Source organism: Corynebacterium aquatimens (genome assembly GCF_030408395.1).
Classification (GTDB): domain Bacteria; phylum Actinomycetota; class Actinomycetes; order Mycobacteriales; family Mycobacteriaceae; genus Corynebacterium; species Corynebacterium aquatimens.
The window spans coordinates 380,011-404,013 of the sequence record NZ_CP046980.1 but is presented as its reverse complement, the minus strand read 5'-3'; the positions used below and the strand labels follow the sequence as shown (position 1 = coordinate 404,013).

21 protein-coding genes are annotated in these 24,003 nt (G+C 60.2%); 10 read left to right on the top strand and 11 right to left on the bottom strand.

The features are described from left to right. Window positions 1-224 precede the first annotated feature (224 nt). Complete coding sequence (locus CAQUA_RS01825; protein WP_196824762.1) at window positions 225-1,130, bottom strand: hypothetical protein; 906 nt, start codon at window positions 1,128-1,130, stop codon at window positions 225-227. A 31-nt stretch (window positions 1,131-1,161) separates the two neighbouring features. Here CAQUA_RS01825 and CAQUA_RS01820 point away from each other — a divergent pair, with 31 nt between their 5' ends. From CAQUA_RS01820 to CAQUA_RS01810, 3 genes are read left to right on the top strand one after another with little or no spacing between them, the layout of a single operon-like run. Continuing rightward, window positions 1,162-1,452, top strand: coding sequence for a rhodanese-like domain-containing protein (locus CAQUA_RS01820; protein WP_196824763.1), 291 nt, complete (start codon window positions 1,162-1,164; stop codon window positions 1,450-1,452). A 57-nt stretch (window positions 1,453-1,509) separates the two neighbouring features. Further along, a complete protein-coding gene (locus CAQUA_RS01815) occupies window positions 1,510-1,953 on the top strand; it encodes a MarR family winged helix-turn-helix transcriptional regulator (RefSeq protein ID WP_196824764.1) in 444 nt (147 codons plus the stop codon). 4 nt (window positions 1,954-1,957) lie between these two features. Then, the gene (locus tag CAQUA_RS01810; RefSeq protein WP_196824765.1) at window positions 1,958-5,902 is read left to right on the top strand and encodes a Pls/PosA family non-ribosomal peptide synthetase; all 3,945 of its coding nucleotides are present in this window, start codon (window positions 1,958-1,960) and stop codon (window positions 5,900-5,902) included. A gap of 200 nt (window positions 5,903-6,102) precedes the next feature. On the opposite strand, the gene CAQUA_RS01805 is transcribed toward CAQUA_RS01810, so the two are convergent. Further along, the gene (locus CAQUA_RS01805; RefSeq protein WP_196824766.1) at window positions 6,103-6,723 is read right to left on the bottom strand and encodes an enoyl-CoA hydratase-related protein; all 621 of its coding nucleotides are present in this window, start codon (window positions 6,721-6,723) and stop codon (window positions 6,103-6,105) included. An 85-nt stretch (window positions 6,724-6,808) separates the two neighbouring features. Beyond that, window positions 6,809-7,714 (bottom strand): polyphosphate kinase 2, encoded by a 906-nt coding sequence (gene ppk2, locus CAQUA_RS01800; protein ID WP_196824767.1) that lies wholly within the window; start codon window positions 7,712-7,714, stop codon window positions 6,809-6,811. Window positions 7,715-8,293: 579 nt separating this feature from the next. Here ppk2 and CAQUA_RS01795 point away from each other — a divergent pair. After that, window positions 8,294-9,478 carry an IS1249 family transposase gene (locus CAQUA_RS01795; RefSeq protein ID WP_196824321.1) on the top strand — a complete coding sequence of 395 codons (1,185 nt, stop codon included), beginning with the start codon at window positions 8,294-8,296 and terminating at the stop codon, window positions 9,476-9,478. 145 nt (window positions 9,479-9,623) lie between these two features. Here the strand turns inward: CAQUA_RS01795 and CAQUA_RS01790 are convergent, their stop codons facing one another. The 8 genes from CAQUA_RS01790 to CAQUA_RS01755 all read right to left on the bottom strand — a co-directional run bounded on the left by CAQUA_RS01790 (window position 9,624) and on the right by CAQUA_RS01755 (window position 15,623). Next, window positions 9,624-9,758: a hypothetical protein gene (locus tag CAQUA_RS01790; RefSeq protein ID WP_269208577.1), complete on the bottom strand. Its 135-nt coding sequence runs from the start codon at window positions 9,756-9,758 to the stop codon at window positions 9,624-9,626. A 48-nt stretch (window positions 9,759-9,806) separates the two neighbouring features. After that, complete coding sequence (locus CAQUA_RS01785; RefSeq protein ID WP_196824768.1) at window positions 9,807-10,031, bottom strand: hypothetical protein; 225 nt, start codon at window positions 10,029-10,031, stop codon at window positions 9,807-9,809. A gap of 342 nt (window positions 10,032-10,373) precedes the next feature. Next, complete coding sequence (locus CAQUA_RS01780) at window positions 10,374-10,562, bottom strand: hypothetical protein (RefSeq protein WP_196824769.1); 189 nt, start codon at window positions 10,560-10,562, stop codon at window positions 10,374-10,376. A 27-nt stretch (window positions 10,563-10,589) separates the two neighbouring features. Further along, on the bottom strand, window positions 10,590-10,808 hold the full coding sequence (locus CAQUA_RS01775) for a hypothetical protein (RefSeq protein ID WP_196824770.1): 219 nt from the start codon (window positions 10,806-10,808) through the stop codon (window positions 10,590-10,592). Window positions 10,809-10,891: 83 nt separating this feature from the next. Beyond that, complete coding sequence (locus CAQUA_RS01770) at window positions 10,892-11,044, bottom strand: hypothetical protein (RefSeq protein ID WP_196824771.1); 153 nt, start codon at window positions 11,042-11,044, stop codon at window positions 10,892-10,894. 54 nt (window positions 11,045-11,098) lie between these two features. After that, a complete protein-coding gene (locus CAQUA_RS01765; protein WP_196824772.1) occupies window positions 11,099-11,371 on the bottom strand; it encodes a hypothetical protein in 273 nt (90 codons plus the stop codon). A 240-nt stretch (window positions 11,372-11,611) separates the two neighbouring features. Continuing rightward, window positions 11,612-13,246 carry a chaperonin GroEL gene (groL, locus tag CAQUA_RS01760; RefSeq protein WP_196824773.1) on the bottom strand — a complete coding sequence of 545 codons (1,635 nt, stop codon included), beginning with the start codon at window positions 13,244-13,246 and terminating at the stop codon, window positions 11,612-11,614. 319 nt (window positions 13,247-13,565) lie between these two features. Beyond that, window positions 13,566-15,623, bottom strand: a complete 2,058-nt coding sequence (locus CAQUA_RS01755) for an OPT family oligopeptide transporter (protein ID WP_196824774.1) — start codon at window positions 15,621-15,623, stop codon at window positions 13,566-13,568. Between the two features lie 24 nt (window positions 15,624-15,647). Here CAQUA_RS01755 and CAQUA_RS01750 point away from each other — a divergent pair, with 24 nt between their 5' ends. The 6 genes from CAQUA_RS01750 to CAQUA_RS01725 all read left to right on the top strand — a co-directional run bounded on the left by CAQUA_RS01750 (window position 15,648) and on the right by CAQUA_RS01725 (window position 24,001). Beyond that, the gene (locus tag CAQUA_RS01750) at window positions 15,648-17,021 is read left to right on the top strand and encodes a M20/M25/M40 family metallo-hydrolase (protein WP_196824775.1); all 1,374 of its coding nucleotides are present in this window, start codon (window positions 15,648-15,650) and stop codon (window positions 17,019-17,021) included. A gap of 295 nt (window positions 17,022-17,316) precedes the next feature. Further along, on the top strand, window positions 17,317-17,871 hold the full coding sequence (locus tag CAQUA_RS01745) for an acetyl-CoA acetyltransferase (protein WP_196824776.1): 555 nt from the start codon (window positions 17,317-17,319) through the stop codon (window positions 17,869-17,871). Window positions 17,872-18,058: 187 nt separating this feature from the next. Further along, the gene (locus CAQUA_RS01740; protein ID WP_196824777.1) at window positions 18,059-21,211 is read left to right on the top strand and encodes a Na+/H+ antiporter subunit A; all 3,153 of its coding nucleotides are present in this window, start codon (window positions 18,059-18,061) and stop codon (window positions 21,209-21,211) included. Beyond that, window positions 21,212-21,712, top strand: coding sequence for a Na(+)/H(+) antiporter subunit C (locus CAQUA_RS01735; protein ID WP_196824778.1), 501 nt, complete (start codon window positions 21,212-21,214; stop codon window positions 21,710-21,712). Further along, on the top strand, window positions 21,696-23,486 hold the full coding sequence (locus CAQUA_RS01730; protein ID WP_196824779.1) for a Na+/H+ antiporter subunit D: 1,791 nt from the start codon (window positions 21,696-21,698) through the stop codon (window positions 23,484-23,486). The genes CAQUA_RS01735 and CAQUA_RS01730 overlap by 17 nt, the downstream gene beginning before the upstream one ends. Next, window positions 23,486-24,001, top strand: coding sequence for a Na+/H+ antiporter subunit E (locus CAQUA_RS01725; RefSeq protein ID WP_196824780.1), 516 nt, complete (start codon window positions 23,486-23,488; stop codon window positions 23,999-24,001). Before CAQUA_RS01730 ends, CAQUA_RS01725 begins: the two co-directional genes overlap by 1 nt. Window positions 24,002-24,003: the final 2 nt, after the last annotated feature.

Sequence of the window (24,003 nt, the reverse complement as noted above, 5' to 3'; positions counted from 1 at the left end):
CCGACCGCTGGCAGTCAGCGGCTACAACCGTTAACATCCACCGGTTCTTGAATGGCCGCACCAGTCAGCGTTAGTTGCTACGGAAACACGCAGGTCGCTGGCCGCACAAATCCTTGACTGGCCGCACCACTCACGGCCCCGTGGAAGAGGAGGGACCTCGGGGCATCGAAATCCCTCAGGGTGGCGTCCATCAAACGATTGGGACCGGGCTGGTGCGTGGAAAGCTACCGGCCGGGATAGAACGCGTTGACCTCTTGGGACGTCGCGCTCCCCATGAGCTGCCACCCCACGATCGCCGGAGCTGAAGCGTCGCCATCGGGGTTCACAACAGTGAGCAGCCGGCCCGGTAGCGGACCGTCGCCCCAGATCTCTGGTGAACTGTCGAGGTTTTCCGGCGACGGGTTATGCAAGTCAAGCGCCTGGTACCGGAGCCATTGGTCGCCGGATTTCTCTGTGCGGAGGTAGAGGTCGTCGCCGGCATTCACCGCCAAACGTTTATCCGCACCGTTGTACAAGGGAGCGAAAACGTCGTTGCCGGCAAGAACGACGATGTCCCGCGCATCCGTCCCTGGAAGAGTGTACGGACGGTCGAAGGAGGTAAAGATGCACACCCGATCGGCGGTCGGGGGCACCACCGAACCTTCTTCGAAACGGCATACATCCTGGCTGAACTCCCCGCGCATACCGGCGGACGGGATCGCCAGCTCAACTGGCATTGACGGCTCCACCTGCGGATTTTCCGCCTCATAGGCCTGGCGCTCGCGCTCTGCTTCCTCCGCCCACTCGCGCCATTGGTCCAGCTGCCGATCAGCTTCACTAGGGACGCAGAACCGTATGAACAACACTATGAACAGCACGATGAGCCAGATCGCGGTCCACCGACGCCGCACGTAGACCTTGCGCGGCTGCTTCTTCCATCGCCGCGGAGGTTCAGGGCGCCCCTGGTCGGGGCGCCGCTGGTCGGGGCGCTGATCAGGACGCCGCGCGGATTCGGGGTGCGAAGACTCTGATCGTCGTTGCGCGGGCTGCGAACGCCGCGGGGAATCAGCGTCTTTAGGGCGCTGCCTGGTGCTGGCGCGGCGTGGCGTGCGATCCCGCAAGCGGTGTTCGCGTCGAGTCTGCCCAGCCATGAATGGCACTTTACCTTTAGACTGAAGCGTTATGGAGCATGTAAACCCCACCGACGTGCCGCGCGAGGCGCAACTCATTGACTGCCGCGAGCCGGATGAATTTGCCGAAGTCCACGCAGAAGGCGCTGTTAACCTGCCGCTGTCCAACTTCGCTGCGTTGACGGACCGCATCGATTTCAACAAACCCGTCTACGTGATCTGCCGCTCCGGCGGGCGTTCGGTGGAGGCATCGCAGTACCTAGAGGAGGTCTTCGACGCTGACGTCTACAACGTCTCCGGCGGAACGCAGGACTGGATCAACGCCGGGTTGCCGACCGAATAACCCCCTCAACTAGTTGGGATTACCAACTATCAGAATTCGCCATATATGATCGGCGTTATGCCTGATCAACGTGAACTTCCAGATTCACTTTTGCAATCCCCGTCGTTCCAGATTGAGCGCGTTCGCCGCCACACGAAGGATGAGGTAGAGCGCGCCCTCGCCGCAGCGAGTACCACGATGCGCGAGTTTTGGGCGCTTACCTGCGTCGCTGACGCGCCCGCGAGCCAGAAGGAGCTGGCGGGTCTGCTTGGCGTTGATGCCTCCGACATGGTGCGCCTCATTGATTCGCTCGAGTCCAAATCGTGGGTGAGCCGCGACCGTGACCCGGGGGATCGTCGTCGCCAGATTGTTACTGCGACGAAGAAGGGACGCAGGAAGCTCAGTGACCTCGCGGTGACGGTCGCGGAGGCGGAGCAGCGCGCCCTCGACGCGTCCACGAACAAGCAGCTCAAGCACCTTCGCAAGCTCAGCCAGGCCCTTTTGTCGGAGGACGCCGAGTAAACGTATGTCTAATCTCTTACGCTCCCAGTTCGCGCCGGAGCCTCGCACGCTTGTCGACGTCTTCCGCGCTACAGCTTCCGCCTACCCCGACGCCGCCGCGCTTGACGACGGCGACATTTTGACCTATTCCGAACTCCTCGCCGAAGTGGAGTCACTGGCGTCGAAGTTGAACCGCGACGGAATCGGCCGTGGTGACCGGGTGGGAATCCGCATGTCCAGCGGCTCGCGCGACCTGTACATCTCTATCCTGGCGACGCTGTTTGCCGGCGCGGCCTACGTGCCCGTGGATGCCGACGACCCGGATGAACGCGCCGAAACGGTGTTCACCGAAGCAAAGATCGGAGCGATGATCACTGATGCTGGCGTGCGGGTGCTCAAGCCCAGAACGACGTCGGTGGGTGTTCCCGCTTCTTCCTCGTCGGTGAGTGCGCCGGGATCGTCGTCGTTGGAGGGTGGGTACCCCACCCTCAACGACGATGCGTGGATAATCTTCACCTCTGGGTCCACGGGTACGCCGAAGGGTGTGGCGGTGACGCACCGCAGCGCAGCCGCGTTCGTGGACGCGGAGGCGCGGTTGTTCTGCCAGGACAACCCGTTAGGCCCGGAGGACCGGGTGCTGGCTGGGTTGTCGGTGGCGTTCGATGCGAGCTGTGAGGAGATGTGGCTGGCCTGGGGCCACGGTGCGTGTCTGGTTCCCGCGCCGCGTGAACTGGTGCGCTCGGGCCAAGACTTGGGTCCGTGGTTGATCCGCCGCGACATCACGGTGGTGTCTACCGTCCCGACCCTGGCGGGCCTGTGGCCCGCCGAGGCATTGGATAACGTCCGTCTTCTCATCGTTGGTGGTGAGGCATGTTCGGCGGAGCTCGTCGAGAGGCTGGCCACCGGTGAGCGCGAAATGTGGAACACATACGGCCCGACGGAGGCCACCGTTGTTGCCTGCGCGACGCGGTTGTTCCCTGGTCAGCCGGTGTCCATTGGGTGGGCGCTGGATGGATGGGACCTGCGCGTTGTACGCACGGACGACAACGGCACCGTGTCTGACGTACCGGACGGCGAAGTCGGTGAACTGGTCATTGGTGGCGTTGGGCTTGCGCGCTACCTCGATCCGGAAAAGGATGCTGAGAAGTTCGCGCCAATGGAACCGTGGGAGCGGGCGTATCGCTCCGGGGACCATGTGCGCGCGGGTGAAAACGGCCTGGAGTTCATCGGTCGCGTCGATGACCAGGTAAAGATCGGCGGCAGGCGCATCGAGCTCGGCGAGGTCGAAGCCCATGTTGCGGCACTGGACAACGTGTACAACTCGGCGGTGGCGGTGCAGACCACAGGCGCGGGCGACAAGGTACTCGTGGGATACGTTTCCCTCGACGACCCGGAGAAGGGCTTTGACCAGTCGTCGGCACGCGAAAAGCTCGCGGAGGAAATGCCGAAGGCCCTGGTCCCGCGCATCTGCGTGATGGATGAGCTGCCCGTGCGTACCTCCGGCAAGGTGGACAAGGCAGCCCTGCCGTGGCCGCTGCCGGGCACGGGTGTGGACGCTGCTGGTCTCACAGAAACAGAGGCGTGGCTCGCTGGCCTGTGGGTGGACGTGTTGGGTACCTCTGTGGAGGACCAGAACGCTGACTTCTTTGATCTCGGTGGATCGTCCCTGGCTGCGGCGACGCTGATCAGCCGGATTCGTGAGCGCTACCCCACCATCGCGGTCCGCGATCTGTACGATTACCCGCGGCTCGAAGCCCTGGCGTCGCGTTTGGAGTCCATCGCTGATTCCTCACCAGCGGCTTCGACGCGTGAGCAGCGCCCGCCGGAACCAGTGCGAGGCTGGTTCCGCGCGGCACAGACCGCGATCCAGATCCCCATGATGACTCTGGCTGCTACGCCGTTCGTCGCTGCCTGGCTAGCGGTGGCGAAAATTTTTGGATGGGTCTCTACTCCGTGGTGGCTGGTCATCGCGCTTCTTGTCGTTTTTGCCACTCCGCTCGGCCGGATTCCCATCGGGACCCTGGGCGCGCGGCTGATCCGTCCCCGTTTCGGCGCCCAGCACGACGCCTTAGAGGTAGTCGCCTTCCCGCGCGGGAGCGCGAAGCATCTCAGGCTCTGGGCCGCGCAGCGGTGGTTGGATTGCTCCGGCGCGTTGGCGATGTCCGGCGCAACCCAAGTGAAACTCGTCGCGCGTCTGCTTGGGTGCAGAGTCGGCGCCGGTGTGGACCTTCATTCCATGCCGCCGGTCACCGGTCTACTAACGCTGGGGCCGCGCGCAGCGATTGAGCCCGAGGTCGACCTTTCCGGCTCGTGGGTCGACGCCCATGAAGTACACGTCGGGCCAATCGAGGTGGGCAAGGATGCTCGCGTCGGTGCCCGATCGACGCTGCTGCCAGGCAGCGTGATCGCGCAAAGTGCGCACGTTGAGGCCGGTTCTACAGTCGTTGCTGGTGGAACGCCGGGCGGCAAACCGATGAAGAAGGGCTCACGCTGGTCCGGCTCCCCCGCGCAAAAAGTGGGGCGCTCCAAGCACCGCTTCCCGGAAGAGTTGCCGCCGCGCCGCCCCTACTGGGCATGGATCTACGCGGCGACGTCGATTGGCCTGGCGCTCATCCCGGGTCTGGCAGGGCTGGCGGCCTTCGCCGTTGCGGCCGGCCCGGTTATTCGGCCCGGTGTCGCCCCTTCTGCCGGGGACATCTCAACGGCTCTCGCTCTCGCGCCTCTTGCCGGGCTCGTCGCATTCGCGGTGCGGATGCTGCTCACATGGGCGTCGGTACGCATCTGCTCCATTGGGCTGACCACGGGCGTGGCACCGATGCGCTCGCCGCAAGGGTGGCGCGTGTGGACAGTCACCCGACTCCTCGACAACGCGCGCACGCACCTCTTCCCGCTCTACGCCTCACTGCTCACCCCAGCATGGTTCCGCGCGCTCGGTGCCGACGTGGGCAGAGACGTTGAAATTTCAACGGCGGTCACTATCCCCACGCTCACCACGATCAAAGAGGGAGCATTTCTTGCCGACGACACCCTCATCGGCACCTACGAACTCGGCCATGGTTGGGTGAGCACTGATGAGGTGACCATTGGCAAGCGCAGTTTTGTGGGTAACTCCGGGATCGCTGCCCCAGGCCGCAAGCTGGGCAAGAATTCACTGGTCGCCGTGCTGTCTTCTACCCCGAAGAAAGCTAAAGCCGGCTCGAACTGGTGGGGGTCCCCGCCGGAGCGCATGCGGCGCGTCGAAGCCACGCTGGATTCTGCCGGGCACGGTGAAGGTTCAGAAGAGGCGACGTACCGGCCGTCGATAAGCATGCGTGCGCGACGCGGGCTGATTGAAACCTTGCGTCTTGCCGCTCCCATGACCCGCGCGGCGCTGATCGCGCTGGCGCTGGCCGCGATTCACCTTGCGATGATGCGCAGTGTTGCGATGGCGTTTGTGCTCGGCGGGTTGATTTTAATGGGTGCGGGGCTGATTTCCGTTGTGGTGACGGTCATTGCGAAGTGGGTGTGCGTGGGCCGACACCACGCGGGCGACCACGCTCTGTACAGCTGGTTCGTGTGGCTCAACGAGCTGCAAGATCAGTTCGTTGAAGTCGTCGCAGCACCGCTGTTTTTCAATCACGCGCTGGGTACCGGGGAGATGAATCTGGCGCTGCGCGCGCTCGGAGTGAAGATCGGGCCCGGCGCGTGGATCGAGTCCTACTGGTTCCCGGAAACCGACCTCTGCCACGTCGGCGCGGGAGCGACCGTGGGGCCTGGCACCGTGGTGCAGACGCACCTCTTCCAAGACCGCGTTATGAGTCTTGACACCGTCACCATCGCCGATGGCGCCGCGCTGGGTGCGCAATCCGTCGCACTGCCGGGCTCCGTGATCGGCAACGGCGCACTGGTTGGGCCGGGATCGCTGGTGATGCGCGGCGACCATGTACCGCCGCACACCCAATGGCAGGGCAACCCCATCCAGCCCTGGTAGCTGTAAATTGCCTCGCGGGGCTTACTAGCGAGGCAGACGAAGGACTACACTTTTGCCGGTGGACACCGCCAGCCCATGGAAGCTCGTTCGCGAAATTTGTATCCAACTTTCGGCGGTCCTAGCAAAACTGCAGCTCAGAACGTTGCTTAAAACCGCTGCTGCATCAACAAAGCAGAATTTCGCGAATGCGCGATGGGAGCCTAGGCGAACGCGGCCTTGATCGAGGCGACCGTGCCCGGGTCACCCGTGGCGCAGACCTGCGCGAGCTCCAATGCTGTTCCTACGTCCCCCGCAACGGCCGCGAAACCACACTCCACCGCGGTCGCGGCGGACAGCGGCATCCCGGCGAGCAGCATCGCGCGGGCGCGCGCTCCCCCGACCAGTTCCGCCAGAGTTTCAGCGAAATCCCGGTCAACGTGGACGCCCATCTTGGCCACCGGGATCATGAACCTGGCCGACGGATCAACGACCCGGATGTCACACGCCACGGACAGCAGCGCCCCAGCACCGATCGCTGGGCCATTAACGTGTGCAATCACGGAAATCGGCGCAGTGCGGATTAACTCAACAACCCGCGCAAATGATTCGTAGATCGCGACCGGGTCCCCGTCGGAAAGATCAGCTCCCGCCGAAAACGCAGTCCCGGCGCCCGTGATCACGATGGCCTTGGTCGGGTCGGACGACGATCCGTCGTTAAGTAAGGCCTCGATGATTGCCGCGAGTTCTTCGCACACCTCAACGTTAAGGGCGTTGCGCTTGTCGTGGCGGTTAAGGGTTAAAAGCGCGATGCCGGGCGCGGGGCGGGACGATTCAATCAGCACGCTTTTAAAGACTAGCCGTTCCCTTTATGGCGTGGCCCGAAATGAGAAATGCCCCTAGCCACTAACGGCTAGGGGCACAACCGACTTAGTCACCGATTTGGTCGCGGCCACGCTTCACAATCAGCGGGTCGGGCTCACCGACGAGTTCATGATCCTTGTTGGTGTATTCAAACTTGGACAAAATGTAGCGCATCGCGTTGATGCGGGCACGCTTCTTGTCGTTGGACTTGATGGTGATCCACGGCGATTCATCCGTGTCCGTGTAGCGGAACTGCTCTTCCTTCGCGCGGGTGTAATCGTCCCACTTGTCCAGGCTGGCCAGGTCCATCGGAGACAGCTTCCACTGGCGCACGGGGTCGACCTGACGGATGGCAAAGCGCGTGCGCTGCTCCTTCTGCGTCACGGAGAACCAGAACTTCGTCAGCGAAATACCCGAGCCCAGGATCATGTTCTCCAGCATGGGGACCTCACGCAGGAACTCCGCGTGCTGACTTTCGGTGCAGAAGCCCATCACGCGCTCCACGCCGGAACGGTTGTACCACGAGCGGTCAAAGAACACGATCTCACCAGCTGCCGGGAAATGCTCAATGTAGCGCTGGAAGTACCAGGACGTCGATTCGCGGGGGCTCGGCTTCTCCAGTGCAATCGTGCGCGCACCGCGCGGGTTCAGGTGCTCATTGAAACGCTTGATTGTGCCACCCTTACCAGCGGCGTCGCGCCCCTCAAAGAGGATGATGTGGCGCTGGCCAGTGTCTTTGGTCCAGTTTTGCCACTTCAGAAGCTCAATCTGCAGAGCGCGCTTGACCTTCTCGTACTCATCACGCGTCATGCGCTCGTCGTACGGATAGTTCTCCCGCCACGTCTCAATCGGAGTGCCGTCCGCCTGCAGCAGGACCGGATCATCTTCGTCAGAATCATCGACGTAGTAACCCTCGGTCTGCGCGAGGTCAATCATCGGCATTTCATCGTCTTTGTGCTCTTTGTCGGCCATAAGAACAGTCTAGCCACCCACCGCGACACGCGCCCCTTTCGCTTATCCCCGCCCCAAAACCCCCCGCCCGGCGGCAATCCTGACGACGCTGACACTTTTCCTCGGTGCCATCTCGATTGCTACTTAAACCCGCAGGTCAAAAACATGCGCATCTGCTAATTGGTTTTTTGGTGTCAACACATTCAGGATCCACGCTGGGGGTTCGTGGTTGCGCTGGCCGGGTGTAGATCCGTACGGATTTTCGAGCGCAAAACCGCAGGTGGCGATCGGCTGATTTTCGCACGCATCTACAGGGGCGGCGCACGGCGCGGGTGTGCTCGCGGCGCGGATGAGCTGGGCGTGGAGGCATGGCGCGCGGGTGTGCTGGGCGTGGCGCGCGGGCGTGGCGGGGCGTAGGGTCGGCCGGTTCCCGAGAAAGGGTTAAGTGACAAAATGTGTGTCTGATTTCCGGTATATCTGCTGATCAGGCTGCATAAATCGGGCTCGAATAGGGTTTTTCGCCTTATTCTGGCTCGTTTTTCGTTCAATCCACCGGAATGGCACCTTCATGTGCTAGCGGGGTGTTGGTGTGCTTTCCCGGTGACACCAAACAGACCACGATGCCCCTCATGTCATGGGGAAACAAAGAAAAACGGTCCCACTCCCAAAGGCTCCACTAGGTGGCGGTGCAAAGACTGCGGAGCCACCTTCATACGCCACCGCACCGACCAAACCCAAGCTCGGGACTTCACAGCGTTTCACGCCTACGTCACTGGCACAGCGTCACTTAACGACGTAGCTGGTACCTTGAACGTCTCCCGCCGCACGCTCGACCGCCGGTTCGCCCCGTTTTGGCTCATCGATGTTCCCAACACCCCAGACCCACACCGGGTCTACGACCAGATTTTCATCGACGGCACCTACACCGACGCTGGCTGCCTGCTGGTTGCCGCAAGCCGCGACCACGTCATCGCCTGGCACTGGGCTAAAAGCGAATCAGCCCACGCCTACACTCAACTACTAAGCGGCATCGCCGCACCGTTATGCGTCGTCCTCGACGGCGGCCAAGGCGCCTTATCCGCCATCAAAGCCTGCTGGCCCAACACGCTGATCCAGCGCTGTCTCGTCCATGCCCAACGCGTTGTCCGCCGCTACACCACAACACGCCCCCGCACCGATGCCGGCAAGGCCATCTATGCACTAGCGCTGAAACTGACCACGATCACCACCGTGGACCAAGCCCGGGAATGGACGCTGCGTCTACACGACTTCGCAGTGGTCTACAAGGCCTTCCTCAACGAGAAAACACTCCTACCCAAAGAGCGCCGCACCCTCAACCACCAATGGGAATGGACCCATATCCGTGTGCGTAGGGCTTACAACTCGCTTGTGCACCTTTCACGCAACAACTGGCTGTTCACCTACCTCCAACCCCCGACAGACGCACTCGAACCCGACCGGTGGGCAGCAACCACCAACAGTCTTGAAGGCGGGATCAACGCCCAACTCAAACGCATCGCTGACGCCCACCGCGGCAGATCAGGAGAGCGGCAACGCAAAATGCTCGAATGGTACCTGCACTCGAAAACGCAACTGCCTGACGCCCCATTACAGATCGCCAGGCAGTGCAGGTTCGGACAAGATCAACTCGCCAAAGTTCCCGATCTCGTCACTAAAGACCGAAACGAATCCGACCATCAAACAGGCCGACCAGCCTTCTACGACAACGCTATCCCAACCGACTACGAACACTCAGTAGGAATCAGAAAAGGACCCCTCAAATAACAAAAAGCGTGCCCCACCGGCGACACGCCGACCAGACACACTTTTTGTCTATTAACCCCCGAGAAACACGAAACCCTGCCACAGTAGCGGCAGGGTTAGGCGGTTGTAGCGAGCGGTGCCGATAGCACCCGATTCGCTGACAGGACTACTTGATCAGGTCAAGCAGGGTGCTGAAGCCGGAAGAGGACTCAACGAACGGACGCATGGTCTCGAAGAGCGAACGAAGGCCTTCGATGGAGAACAGCTGGCCGAAGAATGCAGCAATCTGTGCAGAGATCATTGGAAACTCCTTGAGTTGAGACTTGTTGAAATTAGTTCTTGACGGGGCTTAGAGCGGCCAACGATCGTTGCCGAGGCCTTCAGGTTTGGTGGAGCTGAATGCATCGAAGAAGGCCTTCGCACCAGCGCCCGTGTTATCTCCAGCTTCCTTTGCACCGCCGATACCAGCGATCAGGCGCTCGATGACCTGGATCAGACCGTTGAGGAAGTGGTACCAGCCGTTCCAGGTGTTCACGAAGTTGTCAACGTGAAACTGAATGTTGTCAACACCCATGTTGAAATCTCCTTGTGTCGACCGGCCCCAACTGATTGAGCCGGTGTGAAATGAAATCCGTGCAACAGTTTGCCAGATCCTTAACAGCAAACAAAGACACTCCGGCAATCCATGAACTTTGGTGAATTGCATCTACCTTAGACTTTCCTATGCAAACGGTAAGCTTTCACGAATTCACCCAGTACAATCGAAGGAAATTATAGCCACCGGCCGGAAACTCTCTCAGAAACTAAATCGGGGGCCGCGTTCCGATGTGACGCAAATCGCAGAAAAGCTGCGTGTCGCCTGAAAATGGGCATGAAAAAAGCGGGGCATAAACCCCGCTTTCGAGCATCCCGTTCTTTACGGAACGAGCTCCAGAAGGCCGCCGACGCCACCGGCGATGCCGGAGGTCGGAACCATGAAGCCGAAGATCGGCGAGAGAATCTCGTTCCAGAAGTTGATGATGAAGTTTACGATCTTGCCCAGGACGCCTTCAGACGAGGCAGCGCCCATCTTGTCAACGCCATCGAGTGCTTTTTGGGTATTCATTGATGTTCTCCTCCTACAAGAATTGGGTTACTTAACGGCTTCTGGCTTCTTGGAGCTGAAGCCCTCAGCGTTGTCCTTGTCGAATGCAGCCTTCAAGTTTTCTGGCTTCAGGGTCTCGGTGAAGAGCTTCTTCAGCGGTTCGAAGACCTCGAACTTGCCCTCAGAATCCTTGTCGAAGAGGTCGATGAAGCCCTTGATGATGTCGTACAGAGCGGAAATGACATCCTTGATCAGATCAAAAGACATGTGTTTCTCCTTGCGATGGTCCGGCGTGGGCCGGAGATGTGTCGTGGTCGACGCCCAGACCGGGCATCACAGGTTAGTTTTCTTTACAGCAGGCCAGCGAGGGTCTTGATGCCGCTACCCAGGGTGATGATGGGCTCCAGGACCTCCCAGAACGGTGCGAAGAGCGTGTTCCAGATGGTCGCGAGCTGACCAATGAAGTCGTTGAAGCTGGAGGTGGTTTCCACTGCGTTTTCCATTGTGATTTTCTCCTTTAGATGAAGCTGCGATGAGATCCGAGGACGCTCAAAGAGTTACTTGGAAGAGCCCTTGACGCTAGACAGGCCGTTGAACTCGTACTTGCCCTCTTCGTTCGGCTGTGCCGGCTCCTTCAGGGCAGCAGAAAGGTCGTCCTTGTTCGCCGGGTTCAGCAGGCCAGTCTCCGGATCAAAAGCCCGAATGAGGGCCCGAAGAGCGTCACGCCACTCTTCAGAGATGAGCTTTACGATGCTGCTGATCACGTCGCCCCAGCCGCTCCAGGTGTCAGCGAAGTTGGTGAGGTGCACCGAGATGTCGTTGAGGTTCATTCGTATATCTCCTTCAGATGATCCGGACGGGCCGGAAGGATGCTCGATTTCCTGACGCTCGCTAGGAACGTCACTCGGAACATATTGCCATAGATTTCTACGGATTAAGTGACCAATTCGTGACATTTCGGTTAATTATCGCCACAACCTGCGGTGACGCAGATCACAACGGGAGCGCTACCGTAAAAAGGCATGAAAAAAGCCCGCGTGAGCGGGCTCCTTTCGTCGATAAGCGAGTGCTTACATCATGCCACCCATGGCCTCTGGGTCCATGGCTGGTGCCGGCGGCTCAGGCTTCTGAGCAACGACAGCCTCAGTGGTGAGGAACAGACCAGCGATGGATGCGGCATTCTGCAGCGCGGAACGGGTCACCTTCGCAGGGTCCGCGATGCCGTTGGCCAGCATGTCTACGTACTCGCCGGTGGCTGCGTTCAACCCCTGGCCAGCAGGCAGGTTAGCAACCTTGTCAGCCACAACGCCCGGCTCCAGGCCAGCGTTGAGAGCGATCTGCTTCAGCGGAGCAGACAGTGCCTCGCGCACGATCTTCACACCGGTTGCCTCGTCGCCGTCCAAGCCAAGCTCACCCTCGAGCTCCTTCGCAGCCTGCAGAAGCGCAACGCCACCACCAGCGACGATGCCCTCCTCGACAGCAGCCTTCGCGTTACGCACAGCGTCCTCGATGCGGAGCTTGCGCTCCTTGAGCTCAACCTCGGTTGCCGCACCAACCTTGATCACTGCAACACCGCCAGCGAGCTTCGCCAGGCGCTCCTGCAGCTTCTCACGGTCGTAGTCAGAGTCAGAGTTCTCAATCTCAGAGCGGATCTGGCGCACACGGCCAGCAATCTGCTCCTCTTCGCCAGCACCCTGAACGATCGTGGTGTCGTCCTTGGTGATGACAACCTTGCGTGCCTGGCCCAGCAGATCCAGCGACGCGGTGTCGAGGCTCAGGCCGACCTCTTCAGAGATGACCTGGCCGCCCGTGAGGATCGCGATGTCTTGGAGCATCGCTTTACGACGATCGCCAAAGCCCGGCGCCTTGACAGCAACCGACTTGAACGTGCCACGGATCTTGTTCACGACGAGCGTGGACAGGGCCTCACCCTCAACGTCCTCAGCGATGATCAGCAGCGGCTTACCGGACTGCATGACCTGCTCCAGAACCGGGAGGAGGTCCTTAACGTTGGAGATCTTGCCGGAAACCAGCAGGATGTACGGGTCTTCGAGCACAGCCTCGCCGCGCTCCATGTCGGTTGCGAAGTATGCGGAGATGTAGCCCTTGTCGAAGCGCATACCCTCGGTGACCTCAAGGTCAACGCCGAAAGTGTTGGACTCTTCAACGGTGATGACGGATTCCTTGTTCACGGAACCGTTACCGACTGCGTACATAGCCTCGGCGATCTTCTTGCCGATGTCCGGATCGGATGCGGAAATACCAGCGGTGGAAGCAATCTCCTCCTGGGTCTCCACTTCCTTGGCGGAATCAAGCAGGATCTGGGAGACCTTCTCGGTGGCGGCCTGGATGCCGCGCTTGATGCCCATCGGGTTGGAGCCAGCAGCCACGTTGCGCAGGCCCTCGCGGACCAGCGCCTGTGCCAGAACGGTAGCGGTGGTCGTACCGTCACCAGCGACGTCATCCGTCTTCTTGGCAACTTCCTTGACCAGCTCAGCACCGATCTTCTCGTACGGATCCTCGAGCTCGATGTCCTTAGCGATGGTCACACCATCGTTGGTAATCGCCGGCGCGCCCCAGGACTTCTCCAGGACCACGTTGCGGCCCTTCGGGCCTAGCGTTACCTTCACGGCGTCAGCCAGCTGGTTCAGACCAGCTTCCAGGCTGCGGCGTGCTTCCTCATCGAACGCAATCATCTTTGCCATGTGAGTTTGGTACTCCTCTATATATAGGTGCGTTTATCTAGCAGTCTCGTGCAAGCAGTCTCTGCTCATGAGTGTGTTAGCAGTCTCTGCTCATGAGTGCTAACGCCATTTTTAGCACTCTCATTCCCCGAGTGCAAGATTCTACGCCCCAGCCCGGCTGCGGCCGCGCTGCCCCCTTACAAACCCAACAATCCTGACGATGCTGACCAAAATCCCTCCCCGGCGCGACAAAACACCAGGTGGAGTCTTGCCGGGTGTCACCATCGTCAGGACGTCACCCCTGGCGTCAGGGCGCCGGACGCCGCCAAGCCTTTAAAGATCATCGGCTAGTTGACGGGGTTGAGTCTAGGCTGGAAGCCATTCGCCGGGTGAGGCCGTAGATTACCGCCACGGATGCAGCGAAGATGGCCACACCGAAGAGGTTGGCGAAGGTGCCACCTGGGAAGATCTCCAGCGGACTCTCACCTGCCGAAGCTGCAATGATTCCGGCGTTTACCACGCCGAACAGTGATTCACCGACGATGAGGCCCGTGGCAGCAAGCGTGCCCATCCGCTTGGCAACTTCGGAGCGGCTGCCAGCGGCGGTGTCCGTGGAACCGGAGTCCGTGCCCAGGCCGTCGGCCCAGCGGTTGTAGAGCCACCCGATCAAAGCTCCCAGCGGGACCATGACGGAAACGGACACGGGCAGGTACATGCCCATGCCTACTGCGAGTGCGGGCAGTGAGTACTTTTTGCCGCTGGCGCGGGTGAGGATTTCATCGATGATGATCACGATGGCACCGATGCCGGCGCCGAGCAGGATCAGGTTCCAATCCAGTGAATCACTGAAAATACCGGTCGCTACCGAGGACATGAGTGCAGCCTGCGGTGCGGCGAGCGCATCCGGGCCGGCGCCCTCCATTCCTTGGAAGCCGAATCCGGTGAGCATGAGCTGCAAGATCGGCGGGATGACCACGGAACCGAACGCCACACCGATGATCAGCGCGACTTGCTGTTTCCACGGGGTCGCGCCGACGAGCTGACCGGTCTTGAGATCCTGCAGGTTATCGTTGGAGATCGTGGCGATACCGAACACAATCGCGGCGGTGAACAAGGTGTAGGCCACCAGCGATGCCGCGCTGGCCTCAGTGCCGTTCATGAAGGCGGCGATGATCAGTGCGCTCGAGAGCACAGCGATGATCCCGATCGAGGAGATCGGCGAGTTAGACGCACCGATCAGACCAGCCATGTACCCACACACGGACGCGACGATCAGGCCGATGATCAAGATGAACAGCACCGAAATCGTGATCAAGGTAAAGGCGTGCTCATGAATGTCGGTTCCACGCAGGAAGTCCCACAGCAAGAACCCAATGGGGACCAAGGACGCGACGATCGTGCCGGAAACGATAGGGAAAGGAATATCGCGTTCGGTTAAGTCAACCTCTTTGCCAGCAGCGCGGCTTCGCGACGACTTCAAGGATCCCGCCACGCCTTTCACCACCGGACCGGTGATTTTCACCAGGGTCCACAGGGCAGCGACGGCCATTGCGCCCACACCGATGAAGCGGATTTCGGACGCGAACGTGCCGGAAACAAACTCCATGAGTGCCTCCGAACCAACCGCAGCTTCAGCACCGCCCCAGGTGCGCCACGGCAACAGCACTCCGAAGGAAATTACCACGCCGACCAGCATCGCAATACCCACGGTCATGCCCACGAGATGTCCCACGCCAACGAGGGCGAGCGAGAGCGATGCACCCATCATCGTGCCGCCAGCGCCTACTTTAAAGGCCCCTGCGACTTCACTCGCTGCCGCTTTCATTGCAGCGAGTAGACCATAGAGCGCGGACAGGATTCCGCCGATCAAAATGATGTGCAGGCCCTTCTTGTTTTCCTCATTATTCGGGTCCGCGTCACCAACACGCAGAACCTCAGCCGCAGCGACGCCCTCCGGATACGGGAGATCAGACCCAGTCACCAGTGCACGACGCAGCGGCACGGAGAACATCACGCCCAGCGTTCCGCCGATCGCGCAGACCAGCATGGTTGTCCAGAACGGAAACCCTGACCAGTAGCCCACCATCACCAAGCCAGGTAGGACGAAGATGATCGCGGACAGCGTTCCCGCCGCCGATGCGATCGTCTGCACGATGTTGTTCTCTTTGATGTTGTGACCCGCGAACTTCCGCAGAACAGCCATCGAAATCACGGCCGCAGGAATGGACGTGGCAAACGTGAGGCCTACTTTCAGCCCCAAGTAGACGTTTGCGGCGGTGAAGACCAAGGTGATCAAGCCACCAATGATGATTCCGCGTAGCGTCAATTCACGCAGGGAGGTCTCAGCTGTGGGGGTGTGTGGTGCGCTGCTGGCGGTCGTCGATAAGCCGTGGTCCATGGGAAAAAGTGTACCGTCGGGCACATGAGCACCTTTATTCCGCAACGTGACCGTATTTTTTCTGACCTTTCGGCGCTGGTGTCGTTCAACTCCCCGCACTCCGTCCCTGAGCTTGCGGATGAGCACGCCGCAGCCGCCGAATGGGTAGAGGGAGCCTTGCGCGACGCTGGGCTTGACGTTTCCCGCCACCCCACCATCGACAATGCTGACACGATCATCGCGCGGAGCACGCCGCTTATCGACGGACCACAGGTGCTCCTATATTCCCACTACGACGTTGTCCCGGCGGGCGACCCCGCGAAATGGACCTCGGATCCCTTCACCCTTACGGAGCGCAATGGGCGCTGGTACGGCCGCGGCGCCTCGGACTGCAAGGGCAACGTGGCGATGCACCTGGAAACGCTTCGCTTGCTGCGCGAACGTTCTGGTGAGCGCCCGGACAACGGCGGCTTTGAAGGACTGGGGATCAACCTTGTTGTGGTGGTCGAAGGTTCGGAAGAACTCGGCGGCGGCGGGTTGGAAGTCCTTCTGGAAGAACAACCTGAGTTGTTTGCAGCCGACGCTATTTTGATTGCTGATTCTGGCAATGTCGCCGTTGGTGTACCCACGCTGACGACGTCTCTGCGTGGCGGTGCGCAACTGAAAGTGACGGTGAAGACGCTCAATGATGCTGTGCATTCCGGCACCTTCGGCGGTGCAGCACCGGACCCGGTGGCCGCGCTGATCCGCATGCTTGATTCCTTGCGTGATGAGAAAGGCCGCACCGTGATCGACGGTGTGGAATGCACCCAGACATGGTCCGGCCAGCCGTATGATTCTGCTACCTTCCGCGCTGACGGCGGCGTTCTGGACGGGGTTGACCTCATGGGCGGCGATGATGAAGTGGCAGACCTGGTTTGGGCGCGACCGGCGGTAAGCGTGATCGGCTTCAGCTCGACCCCGGTCGATCAAGCAGTCAACGCCATCGTGCCGCACGCTTCCGCGCAGCTTAACTTGCGCACACCTGCGGAAATGGACCCCCGTGCCGCCGCTGAAGCGTTGCGCGAGCACCTGCTCAGCCATGCCCCGTGGAACGTTCACGTTGAGGTAGACATCGAAGACATCAACAACGGTTTTGCCACCGATCCCGCCAAGCCCGCCGTGCAGCTCCTTGGCCAGTGCCTGCAGGAAGCCTACGACGGCGCTGAGCTCGCCGTCGTTGGGTCCGGCGGCTCGATCCCGCTCACTGCCGCTTTGCAAAAGCAGTTCCCCGACGCGGAAATCGCCATGTTCGGCGTGGAAGACGCCTTGGCCCGGATCCACTCCGCGGATGAGTCGGTGGACCCAACCGAAATCGAAGCGATCGCGGTTGCGGAAGCCCTCTTCCTCACCCGATACGGCGCAACAGCCCGCCGATAACCGATTTTTATTCTTCAGAATTCTTAGGCCCCTGAACTGCGCGTTCAGGGGCTTTTTATACGTTGATCCAAAAAGATTCCAAAAACGTATTGCGCGCCCGGGCCAGGTTTTGTAATCTAGCCCACATGTATTCAGCAATCCTTCTACGTGCCGTAGGGCTAGTACTACGGGCCACCGACCCCGACGCGGAGTAACCGACTCCCCAGCGGTACGGGATAGTGGTCGTTAGTAACCCAGCCACCCAAGGAGTCGGATCCCGTACACAACGCACATACGTAGAAGGACTCTTCCAATCATGTCGAACTTCGACGCTTTTTCCACGACCACCATTTCCGACTCCCGCACCTTCACTTCCCAGACTGCACCGGCACCGGCAACGAAGTCCGGTAGCGATCCGCTGAAGACCCGCTTCCCCTCCTCCCGCCCACTGCCGAAGGAACTGCGTGATGAGGCCCAGGGGATGAGCTGGGACCTGTTCACCGCCACCTTCGCGCCGACCCCAATGACGCGCATCACCTTCACTGGTGAGGAGAAAGCCAACTGGTGCTACAACTCCTACCGCGCTGACGTCACCGAAATGTCCAAGACGTTCCCACCGCGCACCGCCCAGCACGAGGTCACAGCCTCTGGCCCCGCCCACGCTTTCGCCCAGATGCTTGGCGACGCCAACCGTTACGTTGAGATCCTGGACTTCCACCAGTGGGAAATCCACGAGGCCACGTTCACCGCGATCAAAGTCGCCCACCAAATCAACGAGCGCCACACCGCCTGGGCAATCGGCTTCGGCGCCACCCCGCAGGCCTCCATCGCCGCCGCAATGTCTTCCGCGGCACAGCGCATCTACGGCTAAAGCATCGCTTATCGACGATCCCGTTATCTGTTCGTTTCCGCTGGCCAAAGGCCACGGTTTTATTGAGGCTCTTCTCTTTTCGTTTCCGCTGGCCAAAGGCCACGGAAATGGAATGTCGGGGCCGTTATGTACTGTGTAAGTGTTGCTTTTGATTTTGTGGACAAGTACGCGAGGAGGTTAGAAAACCGTGCTGGTTTTGCTCTTCGCGTTGATCGCGGCCACCGCCGCAGCACCGTTTTTGATGCGGTCGATTGGTCGTCCTGCTTTCGGTCTTTTGGCACTCGTCCCCTTAGGGGGATTTTTGTGGCTCACCCGCGAGTTCATTAGTGGAACGTTCGCGAACGGGGGTGAGATCCGCGCGTCAATTCCGTGGATGCCTCCGATCCATCTGAACTTGGACTTCCGCCTTGATGCCTTGGCGGGTCTGTTCGGTCTCATCGTTTTGGGAATCGGGGCGCTGGTCCTCTTTTATTGCTGGGGGTATTTCGATTCAAACCCACGCAGGTTGGCGCTCTTTGCCTCCCAGCTCACGATGTTTGCCACGGTCATGTACGGCCTGGTCATCGCGGACAATTTCTTACTGATGTACGTGTTCTGGGAGATCACGTCGCTGCTGTCGTATTTGTTAGTTAACTACTACGGTGAGCGTGCGAGTTCCCGCCGTGCAGCAACCCAGGCACTGTTGGTCACCACCTTCGGTGGTTTGGCAATGCTGGTGGGAATCGTATTGTTCGGCACAAGCACTGGGATCTGGAAGCTTTCGGAAATCTCCCAGTTCTCCACGCTTGAGTCGACGATGCCCATGCAGGTCGCGATCGTCCTGATCCTGCTTGGTGCTCTATCGAAATCAGCTCAGGCGCCGTTCCACTTCTGGCTTCCCGGTGCAATGGCTGCGCCGACGCCGGTGTCGGCGTATCTTCACTCGGCCGCCATGGTGAAGGCGGGAATCTACCTGGTGGCGCGTTTGGCCCCGGATTTCCACACGGTCAGTAGCTGGCACTTGGTTGTCATCCCCGTGGGTATTTTCACGATGCTGCTTGGTGGCTGGATGGCGCTCAAAGAGTATGACCTCAAGCTGATCTTGGCGTACGGAACGGTTTCCCAACTTGGGTTCATCATTGCTGTGATCGGCGTGGGATCGCGCGAAGCAATGATGGCGGGATTGGCGTTGACGTTCAGCCACTCGCTGTTCAAGGCAGCGCTTTTCATGATCGTGGGCGCGATCGACCACACACTGGGTACTCGCGATATTCGGGAGCTCTCCGGCCTCGGCAGGTCAAGCCCGTTCGTCGCTACGTTGGCGATCATTTCTGCTGCTTCGATGGCTGGGATTCCGCCCTTGTGGGGCTTCGTGGCTAAGGAAGCTGCGTTGGAAGCCACGCTGCACGAAGAGCTCTTGGTGGGCATGCCGCGCAACCTGATGATGGTCGGTTTTGTGGTGGGTTCGATCCTGACCATGGCGTACGCGTTGTACTTTCTCTACGGTGCGTTTAGCACCAAGGAAGGCTTCGTCGGGGTCATTGATAATCACCCCGAAAATCGTGGTGAGAAGATCGTCAAAGAGGCAAACCTACACACTCGTGATCTGACGCTGTGGGCATCACCAACGGTATTGACGGTTTTGACCACGGTATTTGGTCTATGGCCAGCGCCGCTATCGCACGCTTTCACCGAGTTTTTAAACGTCCGCTTCCCCGGCATGGAAGCCCATGAGCTCAAGCTGTGGCACGGAATTACGGTCCCGCTGATCCTCACAGTGGTCATCATTGCCGTCGGTGCACTCATGCACTGGCAACGAGAACTCGTGGCTAAAGCGCAGTTTGAACGACCAGCCTTGGGTGATGCTGATGAGCTCTGGGACAACATTTTGCGCACGCTGCGTACGTTGTCGCTGCGCTTGACGGCGTCGACTCAGCGCGGTTCGGTGACGATCAACCTGGCGGTGATTTTCGCGGTTCTCATGGTTGTGCCGCTCGCGGGCTTGATCTTGGGCCAAAGCAACACCGTGCGCATGATTTTGTGGGACAGCCCATGGCAGGGTGCCGCCGCGATCATCATCATGCTCGCGGCGATCGCTGCTACTCGGCAACGCAACCGTTTGTCCATGGTGGCGATGGTCGGCATGGCCGGATACTGCCTGGCCATGATCTTTGCGCTCCACGGCGCACCGGACCTGGCGCTGACTCAGATCCTCGTGGAAACGATCGTGATGGTCGTCTTCATGTTGGTACTCCGCCGATTGCCGACGGAGATTGAGCCGCGCAAGGATGCTGATAACCGCTTACGCGCATGGCTCTCGGTCGGTGTTGGTGTGTCCGTCGTGGTGGTTGCCATGGTGGCGATTTCCGCGCGGACCACCAAGCCGATCTCCACCGCGATGCCGCAGCTTGCCTACGACATCGGCCACGGTCGCAACACGGTGAACGTGCTGCTGGTTGATCTCCGTGCAGCGGATACCCTCGGCGAAATCAGCGTTTTGGTGATCGCCGCTACCGGTATCGCGAGCCTGATCTACCGCACGCGTAGCTTCGACCGGCGCTCCCGGCGCCCGACGTTGGCGTCAACGAATCCGCGGTGGTTGGCCAGCGGTGTCGCGGATGAGAAAGAGCAGAACCGCTCCATCATGGTCGATGTGGTGACGCGGATCCTGTTCCCGTCCATCATGCTGCTGTCGATGTACTTCTTCTTCTCCGGCCACAACGCACCCGGCGGTGGTTTCGCCGGTGGCTTGGTCGCGGGGCTTGCTCTGACATTGCGCTACCTAGCCGGCGGACGTCAAGAGTTGGAAGAGGTTCTGCCCATTGCCCCGGCATCGCTGCTGGGATTTGGGTTGCTGACATCGGGGGTCACCGCGATCGTGCCGATGTTCCTCGGTTACCCACCACTGACCACAGGCTATGTCGAGCCGACCTTGCCGCTGATCGGGGAGGTTGCAATCCCCTCGGCGCTTGCCTTCGATGCTGGCGTGTACCTCATCGTGGTCGGCCTTATCATGCACATCCTCAACGCCATGGGCGCGCAGCTTGACCTCGAAGAAGATCAGCGCAAGGCGCGGGCACGCGACCGCGCCCGTGCAATGCAGGTCAAGAACGAAGAGCGTCAACGCATCAACGCCGAAAAGAAGCGTGCACGCGAAGCCGCCCGTGCTCAAGCCCGCAGTGAGAAGGCCCACCGTGAGAAGGCCCGGAGCGACAGTGCTGGCAGCGGAAAAACAAAGGCAGAAAAACTGTCCGAGCTCGCTACCGCGGGTGTGGGATCGGACGTCGCCCCGACGGCGTCGTGGAAGGTGACGTTGCCTAGGGAGTCGACGATAAGCAAGCGCGAAGGAGGCGAGCGTTAGATGGAAGCGAACCTGTTTCTGCTGTTGGCGTCAGGCGTTCTGATTGCCGCGGGCGTGTATCTGATGCTTGATCGCGCTTTGACGCGCATGCTGATGGGAGTGATGCTGCTGGGCAACGGAGCGAACTTGCTGCTGCTGCAAGCTGGTGGTCAGGCTGGCTCGCCGCCGATTATTTATCGTGACTCGCTGGAGTACGGGGAGAAGATCGCCGATCCGCTTGCGCAGGCGATGATTTTGACGGCGATCGTGATTTCGATGGCGATGACGGCGTTCATTCTCGCCCTGATTTACAGGCAGTATCGCTACCGCACCGACGACGTTATCGAGGATGACGCAGAGGATGCAGCAATTGCGGCCCGGCCGACAACACCGTCGGCGGCGCCGGATGCGGACGCGTCCGATGACCCGGAAACGGGCCGTCTGCGCAGCGGCGGTGACGCGTTTGGGCCAGCAAGTTTCGAAGACCCAGTGAAGGAGGCAGAACATGAACGCCACCGTTGATGCGTACGTGAACTGGCTCCTGCCGTATGCGCCGTTCCTTATCCCCCTGCCGGTGCTGTTGCCGGCCTTGGCTGCAGCGTTAATTTTGCTGGCGGGGCACCGCACGTCGATCCAACGCACCGTCGCGTTTGTCACTTTGTTGGCGTTGGCGTTGATTTCTGGGTCGTTGATTTTGGTCGCGGATATCAAAGGCATTCAAACCGTGCAGATGGCCGGGTGGGATGCACCGATAGGAATCACGCTGGTGGCGGATCGTCTCAGCGGAATCATGCTTTTCGTGTCCGCGATTGTGCTGGTGTCCGTGATGTGGTTCGCCATCTCCCAAGGAATCCGGGACGGTAATGAGAAAGATCCGGTATCCGTTTTCCTGCCCACATACATGCTGCTGACCATGGGCGTGAACTTGTCGTTTTTGGCGGGTGACCTATTCAACCTCTACGTCGGTTTTGAGATCTTCCTGATCGCTTCCTACGTCCTGCTCACGCTCGGCGCATCTCCCGGCCGCGTTCGCGCAGGTATCGGTTACGTCATGGTGTCCATGGCGTCGTCGATGGTCTTCCTGTTCGCGCTCGCGTTGGTGTACGCGTCCGTGGGCACGATGAATATGGCTCAAGCGGGCATGCGCATGGAAATGCTTGATGACGGCACGAGGACCGCAATCTTCGCCACACTGCTCGTGGCCTTTGGTATTAAGGCCGCGGTCTTCCCGCTGGATGCGTGGCTCCCGGACTCCTACCCCACTGCCGCGTCGCTGGTGACTGCAGTATTCGCTGGCTTGTTGACGAAGGTCGGCGTTTACTCCATGATCCGCATGCGCGTGACGGTATTCACCGACGGTTCTTTGGACACCCTGCTGATGTGGGTGGCTCTAGCGACCATGATCGTGGGTGTCATGGGTGCTTTGGCGCAAAATGACATTAAACGTCTGTTGTCATTCACGCTGGTCAGCCACATTGGATACATGGTGTTCGGCCTAGCGCTTGGATCGAAGCAGGGCCTGAGCGGGGCGATCTTTTACGCGGTGCACCACATTTTGGTGCAGACCTCGCTGTTTTTGGTGGTTTCTCTCATCGAACGCACCACTGGGTCCTCGCAGCTACGCCGTTTAGGATCGTTGCTTTACACCGCGCCGGTGATCGCGATCTTGTACTTCATCCCGGCATTGAACCTGGGTGGCATCCCGCCGTTCTCTGGTTTCTTGGGCAAGGTGATCCTGCTTCAAGCTGGCGCCGAGGAAGGCACCTGGCTTGCATGGTTGCTCATCGGTGGCGCAGTGATCACCTCACTGTTGACCCTGTACGCGATGATCCGTGTGTGGTCAAAGGCCTTTGTCCGCGACCGTGCCGATGCGCCTGAAGGGGACGTGACATTTGAACGCCTCAGCCCGTTGGGCGATATCACCGACACAATCTCGGTCGCGGACCGCAATGACGTGGGCCGCACACCACCGGGCATGGTTCTTTCCACCGCGACGTTGGTGGCAGCATCAGTGTCCATCACCTTCCTAGCTGGGCCGATCTCCGCGATTACTGGCCGCGCCGCCGAGAGCGCCTTAGACATTTCGATCTACCGCTCCGCCGTGCTGGGCCCAGAGTGGACGGAAGACACCGAGCCCGGGCGCACGCTGGATAATCCCGGTGGCCAAAACGTTGAAGACGACATCAGCAAGAGACGATCGGACGCACCTGCGCCTAAGGCCGAGGTCACCACCGCGGAGGTCCCCTTGCCCAATCCTGATCGCGTCCCAGCTGAAGCCGAAAGGGAGGTGCAGTGATGCTCTCCAAACTCGGTGACCGCACCCGGCCCTTGAGCGTTATATGGCTGACCGTCATGTGGATCCTCCTGATGGGTGAGCTCACATGGGGAAACTTCTTCGCAGGACTCGCCCTGGCCTTGGCTATCGTGTGGCTCCTTCCGCTCCCACCGGTTCCGCTGTGGGGAATTCGCCTCAACCTCTGGGAACTGCTCAAGTTCGGTGTCCATTGGCTCTGGGAACTGATCGTTGCATCCGTGAAGGTGTCCTGGCTGGCAATCCGCCCGGCTGACCCACCGATGAGCGCAATTTTCGTCGTTCCCATGCGCCTTGCCACGGAACTCGAACTGTACTTTGCGGCCTGTGCGTACAATCTTCAGCCCGGTGGGTGCGTCACCGACTTCGACCTTGCCAACCGCACGTGGACCATTCACGTCCTAGACGCGCACACGCAAAAAGACATCGAACGCGAACTCGCTAACGTCGCTAAGCTCGAGCGCTCTATGCTCGCGATTTTCGAGGGGACAAGGAGCTAACC

Excerpts from the sequence above, each read along its gene's own strand:
- CAQUA_RS01825 (WP_196824762.1), bottom strand. The coding sequence starts at position 1,130 with ATGGCTGGGCAGACTCGACGCGAACACCGCTTGCGGGATCGCACGCCA.
- CAQUA_RS01820 (WP_196824763.1), top strand. The coding sequence starts at position 1,162 with ATGGAGCATGTAAACCCCACCGACGTGCCGCGCGAGGCGCAACTCATT.
- CAQUA_RS01815 (WP_196824764.1), top strand. The coding sequence starts at position 1,510 with ATGCCTGATCAACGTGAACTTCCAGATTCACTTTTGCAATCCCCGTCG.
- CAQUA_RS01810 (WP_196824765.1), top strand. The coding sequence starts at position 1,958 with ATGTCTAATCTCTTACGCTCCCAGTTCGCGCCGGAGCCTCGCACGCTT.
- ppk2 (WP_196824767.1), bottom strand. The coding sequence starts at position 7,714 with ATGGCCGACAAAGAGCACAAAGACGATGAAATGCCGATGATTGACCTC.
- CAQUA_RS01790 (WP_269208577.1), bottom strand. The coding sequence starts at position 9,758 with ATGATCTCTGCACAGATTGCTGCATTCTTCGGCCAGCTGTTCTCCATC.
- CAQUA_RS01785 (WP_196824768.1), bottom strand. The coding sequence starts at position 10,031 with ATGGGTGTTGACAACATTCAGTTTCACGTTGACAACTTCGTGAACACC.
- CAQUA_RS01780 (WP_196824769.1), bottom strand. The coding sequence starts at position 10,562 with ATGAATACCCAAAAAGCACTCGATGGCGTTGACAAGATGGGCGCTGCC.
- CAQUA_RS01775 (WP_196824770.1), bottom strand. The coding sequence starts at position 10,808 with ATGTCTTTTGATCTGATCAAGGATGTCATTTCCGCTCTGTACGACATC.
- CAQUA_RS01770 (WP_196824771.1), bottom strand. The coding sequence starts at position 11,044 with ATGGAAAACGCAGTGGAAACCACCTCCAGCTTCAACGACTTCATTGGT.
- CAQUA_RS01765 (WP_196824772.1), bottom strand. The coding sequence starts at position 11,371 with ATGAACCTCAACGACATCTCGGTGCACCTCACCAACTTCGCTGACACC.
- groL (WP_196824773.1), bottom strand. The coding sequence starts at position 13,246 with ATGGCAAAGATGATTGCGTTCGATGAGGAAGCACGCCGCAGCCTGGAA.
- CAQUA_RS01755 (WP_196824774.1), bottom strand. The coding sequence starts at position 15,623 with ATGGACCACGGCTTATCGACGACCGCCAGCAGCGCACCACACACCCCC.
- CAQUA_RS01750 (WP_196824775.1), top strand. The coding sequence starts at position 15,648 with ATGAGCACCTTTATTCCGCAACGTGACCGTATTTTTTCTGACCTTTCG.
- CAQUA_RS01745 (WP_196824776.1), top strand. The coding sequence starts at position 17,317 with ATGTCGAACTTCGACGCTTTTTCCACGACCACCATTTCCGACTCCCGC.
- CAQUA_RS01735 (WP_196824778.1), top strand. The coding sequence starts at position 21,212 with ATGGAAGCGAACCTGTTTCTGCTGTTGGCGTCAGGCGTTCTGATTGCC.
- CAQUA_RS01730 (WP_196824779.1), top strand. The coding sequence starts at position 21,696 with ATGAACGCCACCGTTGATGCGTACGTGAACTGGCTCCTGCCGTATGCG.
- CAQUA_RS01725 (WP_196824780.1), top strand. The coding sequence starts at position 23,486 with ATGCTCTCCAAACTCGGTGACCGCACCCGGCCCTTGAGCGTTATATGG.